The organism is Kaistella sp., from assembly GCF_049588135.1.
Taxonomy (GTDB): Bacteria; Bacteroidota; Bacteroidia; order Flavobacteriales; family Weeksellaceae; genus Kaistella.
In genome coordinates, this window is record NZ_JBAVFG010000213.1 from 1 (window position 1) to 5,625 (window position 5,625).

Genomic DNA, 5,625 nt, shown 5'->3' on the forward strand with positions numbered 1-5,625 from the left:
ACCCACAGGAGCACTAGATTCTAAAACAACCTATGACATTATGAAACTGCTTCAAGAAATTAATCGTGAAGGAAAAACCATTATTGTCGTAACCCACGAACCAGATGTTGCAGCAGAAACCAAAAGAAACGTCATCTTAAAAGATGGAATTATCGAAAGTGATGAATTTATTACCCAAAGGGTTTTGCAATAGATGATAAGTAATGAGTAATTGGCAATGAGCAATTGGTGAATAGTGAATTTAAGAAATAAATAGAATTAAAAATTATGTTTGACCTTGACCGCTGGAGAGAAATATTCGAATCGATTCGCAGTAATGTATTGCGAACGGTACTTTCTGGTTTTACAGTGGCATTAGGCTTATATATTTTCATCGTCCTTTTTGGTATCGGAACTGGTTTACAAAACGCATTCACCAAAGGCTTTGCCAGAGATGCAACCAACCTGATTACTATTTTTACCAGAAAAACAACCATCGCTTACGGCGGTTTGCAATCTGACCGACAAATCATTCTTAAAAATGATGACTATGAAAAAATCTCCACAGAAGAACCTGAAAAAATAGAAAGTTCAACCCCGAGCTATACCGCAAACATGACCGTGAAATACGGGAAAGAAAGCGGAAATTACCAAATCAGTGGCGCCAATCCTGATGAGATTATTATCGAAAACCGGAAATTAACAGAAGGAAGATACCTCAACCCTTTGGATCTGGATCGCAAACAAAATGTTGCCGTAATAGGCAGAATGGTGCAACGCGATTTAATAAAAAACGGAAGTCCTATTGGAAAAGACCTGGATATTAATGGTAGCATCTTCAAAGTAATCGGCGTTTTTTCTGATGATGGCGGCGATTTCGATGAACGAATGATTACCATTCCTATCACCACTTTGCAACAACTCAAAAAAGGTTCAGATACCGTAAGCACTATTTTCCTGACTTACAACACCAACCTTACTCCAGACCAGGCCATTAAATATGGTGAACAACTGGAAAAAGAATTGAAAGCCAAACATAAAGTTTCTCCCGATGATGAGAATGGGGTGATTGTAAGAAATAATGCTAAAAACATGGGCAAAACTTTTCAGTTTCTATTAATCATTACCCTTATTGTAGGTTTTATCGGTATAGGAACATTGCTCGCTGGGATTATTGGAATCAGCAATATTATGGTCTACATTGTTAAAGAAAGAACACAAGAAATCGGAGTAAGAAAAGCCATTGGAGCAAAACCCAGCAGCATCGTTGGTTTAATTATGCAAGAAAGTATTGTCATCACTGTAATTTCTGGTTTAATTGGTGTTGGCTTAGGAGTTCTCACTTTGAATTTAATCGGTAACAATCTAGAAAAATATTTTATTGTAGATCCTTCTGTTGGCTGGGGATTAGTCATCGTGGCTTTTGTATGTTTGGTTATTGCAGGGTTGATTGCAGGATTTGTCCCCGCATATCGTGCCAGCAGAATTAAACCGATTGAAGCGTTGAGAAGCGAGTGATAAATCATGAGCAATGAATAATTGGTAATGAGTAATTGAGTATTCAAAACATGGAACCTGAAACCCGAAACTCGAAACCCCAAAAAAGTTTTTTATGAACATCATATTTAAAATAGACACCTGGCAAGAAATTTATTATTCCCTAAAGAATAATAAGTTGCGCACCATTCTTACCATGATTGGCGTTGGTTGGGGAATGTTCCTTTTTGTCGCTTTATTAGGCGCTGCAAAAGGAATGGAAAATGGTTTCGACAAAGCCTTTTCAGGATTTGCGACCAACTCTATTTTTCTTTGGGCGCAGAACACCTCCATTCCGTATGATGGATTTCCGAAGGGAAGAAAAATGGATCTCCATTTAGGTGATTTAGAAATGTTACCCAAAAAAATCCCAGCCATCGATTATATTTCCCCACAAAGTACTCGCGGAAATTTCGGTACTCCCGGTGAATCTTTTTCCAGAAACGGAAAAAATGCAACCTATACCTTGACTGGTGATTTCCCGATAGGGAATAAAATTTCAGAAAAAAAACTCATCTTCGGGAGATACTTAAATGATGCCGACATTTCTGGAAATAAAAATGTAGCCGTAATTGGTGAAGAAGTGTATAAGAATTTTTTCGATGCCAAAAAAGATGAAAATCCTATAGGAAAGTCCATTAACATCAAAGGTATTTTCTTCAATGTCATCGGAGTTTTTCGAGTAAGAAAAGGTGGCGGAATGGAAAATGATCAATCTGCTTTTATCCCATTTTCTACTTTTTCTAAAATGTATAACAATGGTGATAAAGTTGGTTTTTTTGCCATCGTAAGTAAACCTGATGCCGATTTGAATGTGGTTGAAGAACAAGTAAAAACCGAACTCAAAAAGAAATACAATGTTTCACCAGAAGACACCAATGCTTTTGGAAGTTTTAACCTCGGAAAAGCATTCGCGAAATTCACAGGGTTTTTAACCGGAATGCAATTGCTAACGATTACGGTGGGCACATTAACTATTTTAGCCGGCGTAATTGCCATCTCCAATATCTTATTAATTACCGTAAAAGAAAGAACCAAAGAAATTGGTATTCGTCGTGCTTTAGGCGCAAAACCCGCAGAAGTTCGAAATCAGATATTACTAGAAAGCGTGGTGATTACTTTATCATCGGGACTTTTGGGTTTCATGTTTGGAATATTTCTGTTGATGATTCTCAATATTATAACCAAAGATCAAGATGCTTTTCCGTTTTATAATCCAACGGTGAATTATGGACAGGTTTTCGGCGCAATGGCGATTATGGTGATATTAGGTTTAATTGTCGGAATGATTCCGGCGCAAAGAGCGGTGAAGATTCGTCCGATTGAAGCATTGAGATCGGAGTAGTTTGAGTGGTTGAGTTTTTAAGTTATTGAGTAAACTTGGAATTTTTTAATTTTAAAAACTGAATTTGTAAAGATAACGAAACTGCGACCCGGCCTGAATGGAGCTCTTTTTGCGAGGAGGCACGACGAACAAAAAAGCGGGAATGGAGGACGGAAAAGTCGCCCTAAAAAAATAAATAATAAACGAAGTATATGAAAAAGAAGTTCACTTTAAAAAAAGCAATTTATATTTTGCTGGGATTAATTTTTGCGATTGCATTAATCTCGGGAATCGGTTATTTAATTAAATCGAATTCCAAAGAAAGCGAGGCATTTCTAACCAAGAAACCATTCGTACAAAATATGGACGACAAAGTAATGGCAACCGGAAAAATTGTACCGCGGGAGGAAATTGAAATTAAACCGAATATCTCAGGAATTATCGATAAAATATTGGTCACTGAAGGTGATAAAGTTACCGCCGGACAGTTGGTTGCAACGATTAGAATTGTCCCAAGTATTCAAAATGTAAATGCTGCACAACAAGAAATCAACAATGCAGATTTGCAGATTAGCAATGCTGAAATTAATGTGGCGCAACAACAAAAACAATTTGCGATGCAGGAAAGACTGTATTCGCAAGGCGTGATCTCTAAACAGGAATATATCTCTGCGCAACAACAGTTGCAGTCGACCCAACAAGTTTTAAAAAACGCGCAGCAACAAAGACAAACTGCGCTGAAAAATCTACAAATCGCAAAAACCGGAGCGACACCAGAATTACAGAATATGGCAAGTACGCAAATTCGCTCAAAAGCCAACGGAACCGTTTTGGAAGTTCCTGTAAAAGTCGGAAGTCAGGTTATTGAGGCAAACTCATTTAATGCCGGAAGCACGATTTGCTCGATTGCAGATTTGAATTCTCTAATTTTTGAAGGTACGATTGATGAAGCACAAGCTGGAAAATTGAAAGATGGAATGGACATGAATGTAATCATCGGTGCGCTCCAAAACAAATCATTTCCAGGACGTGTTACCATGATTGCACCAAAAGGAAAAGAGGAAAATGGAACCATTAAATTCCCAATTGAAGCAGATGTCTTCAATAAAACCAACGAATATATTCGCGCTGGATTTTCTGCCAACGGCGAAATTATTCTGAGTTCGCAAAAAAATGCGTTACTTTTAGATGAATCTTTAATTCAATATGACAAAGTAAATGGCAAAGACAATTCTTTTGTAGAAGTAAAACAACCGGACGGGAAATTCAAAAAAGTGAATGTAAAACTCGGTGCGAGCGACGGAATTAATGTTCAGATCTTGTCCGGAATCAACAAGAATGCTGAAGTGAAAGTTTGGAATCCATCCGATAAAGACAAAGAAGCTTTGAAGGAAAAGAAAAACAAATAGGCTTCTTAACCAAAATAAAACTCACAAATCCCGGAATTTATTTCGGGATTTGTGCTTTATCTTTTCTAAGTAATACTCCGAGATTCAAGAATAATAGAAGCAATCCCAAGGTCATCCAAATCGCAGTTTTGATATTGTCGAATTTCAGTTGTTCAATATGAGTTTTTGCTATCTCTGCTAATTTAGAACTTTGAACAATATAATTTTGAACCTCGATGATTTGATCTACATTTTTATTCGGCACCGAATGTTGGGAAAAATAGACCAGATTTCTTTTACCCATATAAGCCGCAATCCAATACTGATCAGAGGAATCCATGTTCAAATAATCGATTCTGTAATAATTATTTCTAATATCTCCAAGGTGTTTGGTTTCGTATCGTAAATCAGAATCTGTATCATTAGTTACTTTAATGAGATAAAAATCCAAAGGAAAAGGCAGTTTGTTCACCACCTGAATGGTCATAGAATTTTCCAGAAAATGATCTAAACTTTTTTGAATAAAATAATAACTGAAAACAATGATTGAAATTCCGACAATTCCTATTCGAAAAGTTTTCGCCCAAACACCGAATCGACCAGTTTTGATGACCGAAAAAAGCAAGCCGAAAGCAAGTAAAACTGCAAGTAAAAAAAACAAATAAAACATGTAGTAAAGATAAATAAAATTAACAAGTACAATCTGGGAATTTAAATGTGCATCATCTTATTCTACATTCCATTCACGGTAAAATTGATCCAAAAATTTCAGCATATAATCGTGGCGTTTTTTCGCTAATTCTTTACCGGTTTTCGTATTCATCAAATCCTTTAAAAGCAACAATTTTTCATAAAAATGATTAATAGTTGTTCCGTTTGATTTTTTATATTCCTTTTTCGTCATATTCAATTGTGGTTGAATATCTGGATGAAACATCAAATTATTTTTAAAACCACCGAAATTAAAAGTCCGCGCAATCCCAATGGCACCTATTGCATCGAGTCGATCGGCATCTTGCACAATCTGTAATTCGATAGGTAAAACGGCAGGAACCTCATCTCTATTTTTAAAGGAGATATTTTTGATAATAAATAAAACCTGTTCAATTATTTCTTTGGAAACATTTTCACTTTCCAAAAAATCTTGTGATATTTTCAATGCTAAAGTTTCATCGCCATCGTGAAATTTGGGATCCGCAATGTCATGAAGCAACGCCGAAAGTTCAACAACTTCAAGATTACAGGTTTCGGTAGCAGCGATCTTCTTTGAAAGTTTCCAAACTCTTTCGATGTGAAACCAATCATGACCGGCTTCAGCTCCTTCGAGTTTTTCTTTAACGAAATTGACGGTATTTTGGATTTGAGAATTCATTTTTAGATTTTAGGAAACCTCATAGG

Annotated in this window: 5 protein-coding genes and 1 pseudogene; 4 read left to right on the forward strand and 2 right to left on the reverse strand. The window is 36.3% G+C overall.

Translation table 11 applies throughout. The annotated features are described in order from the left end of the window. The 4 genes and pseudogenes from WBY99_RS11555 to WBY99_RS11570 form a co-directional block, all read left to right on the forward strand. Positions 1-193, forward strand: a pseudogene (locus tag WBY99_RS11555) (macrolide ABC transporter ATP-binding protein); the annotation flags it as partial. Positions 194-267: 74 nt separating this feature from the next. After that, positions 268-1,497 carry an ABC transporter permease gene (locus tag WBY99_RS11560; protein WP_423976487.1) on the forward strand — a complete coding sequence of 410 codons (1,230 nt, stop codon included), beginning with the start codon at positions 268-270 and terminating at the stop codon, positions 1,495-1,497. A 94-nt stretch (positions 1,498-1,591) separates the two neighbouring features. Next, the gene (locus WBY99_RS11565) at positions 1,592-2,860 is read left to right on the forward strand and encodes an ABC transporter permease (RefSeq protein WP_423976488.1); all 1,269 of its coding nucleotides are present in this window, start codon (positions 1,592-1,594) and stop codon (positions 2,858-2,860) included. Positions 2,861-3,051: 191 nt separating this feature from the next. After that, complete coding sequence (locus WBY99_RS11570) at positions 3,052-4,248, forward strand: efflux RND transporter periplasmic adaptor subunit (RefSeq protein ID WP_423976489.1); 1,197 nt, start codon at positions 3,052-3,054, stop codon at positions 4,246-4,248. Between the two features lie 37 nt (positions 4,249-4,285). Here WBY99_RS11570 and WBY99_RS11575 read toward each other — a convergent pair whose 3' ends face one another. Both WBY99_RS11575 and WBY99_RS11580 read right to left on the reverse strand, forming a co-directional pair. Then, a complete protein-coding gene (locus tag WBY99_RS11575; RefSeq protein ID WP_423976490.1) occupies positions 4,286-4,897 on the reverse strand; it encodes a hypothetical protein in 612 nt (203 codons plus the stop codon). 57 nt (positions 4,898-4,954) lie between these two features. Further along, positions 4,955-5,599, reverse strand: coding sequence for an HD domain-containing protein (locus WBY99_RS11580; protein WP_423976491.1), 645 nt, complete (start codon positions 5,597-5,599; stop codon positions 4,955-4,957). Between the last annotated feature and the right edge of the window lie 26 nt (positions 5,600-5,625).

Excerpts from the sequence above, each read along its gene's own strand:
- WBY99_RS11560 (WP_423976487.1), top strand. The coding sequence starts at position 268 with ATGTTTGACCTTGACCGCTGGAGAGAAATATTCGAATCGATTCGCAGT.
- WBY99_RS11565 (WP_423976488.1), top strand. The coding sequence starts at position 1,592 with ATGAACATCATATTTAAAATAGACACCTGGCAAGAAATTTATTATTCC.
- WBY99_RS11570 (WP_423976489.1), top strand. The coding sequence starts at position 3,052 with ATGAAAAAGAAGTTCACTTTAAAAAAAGCAATTTATATTTTGCTGGGA.
- WBY99_RS11575 (WP_423976490.1), bottom strand. The coding sequence starts at position 4,897 with ATGTTTTATTTGTTTTTTTTACTTGCAGTTTTACTTGCTTTCGGCTTG.
- WBY99_RS11580 (WP_423976491.1), bottom strand. The coding sequence starts at position 5,599 with ATGAATTCTCAAATCCAAAATACCGTCAATTTCGTTAAAGAAAAACTC.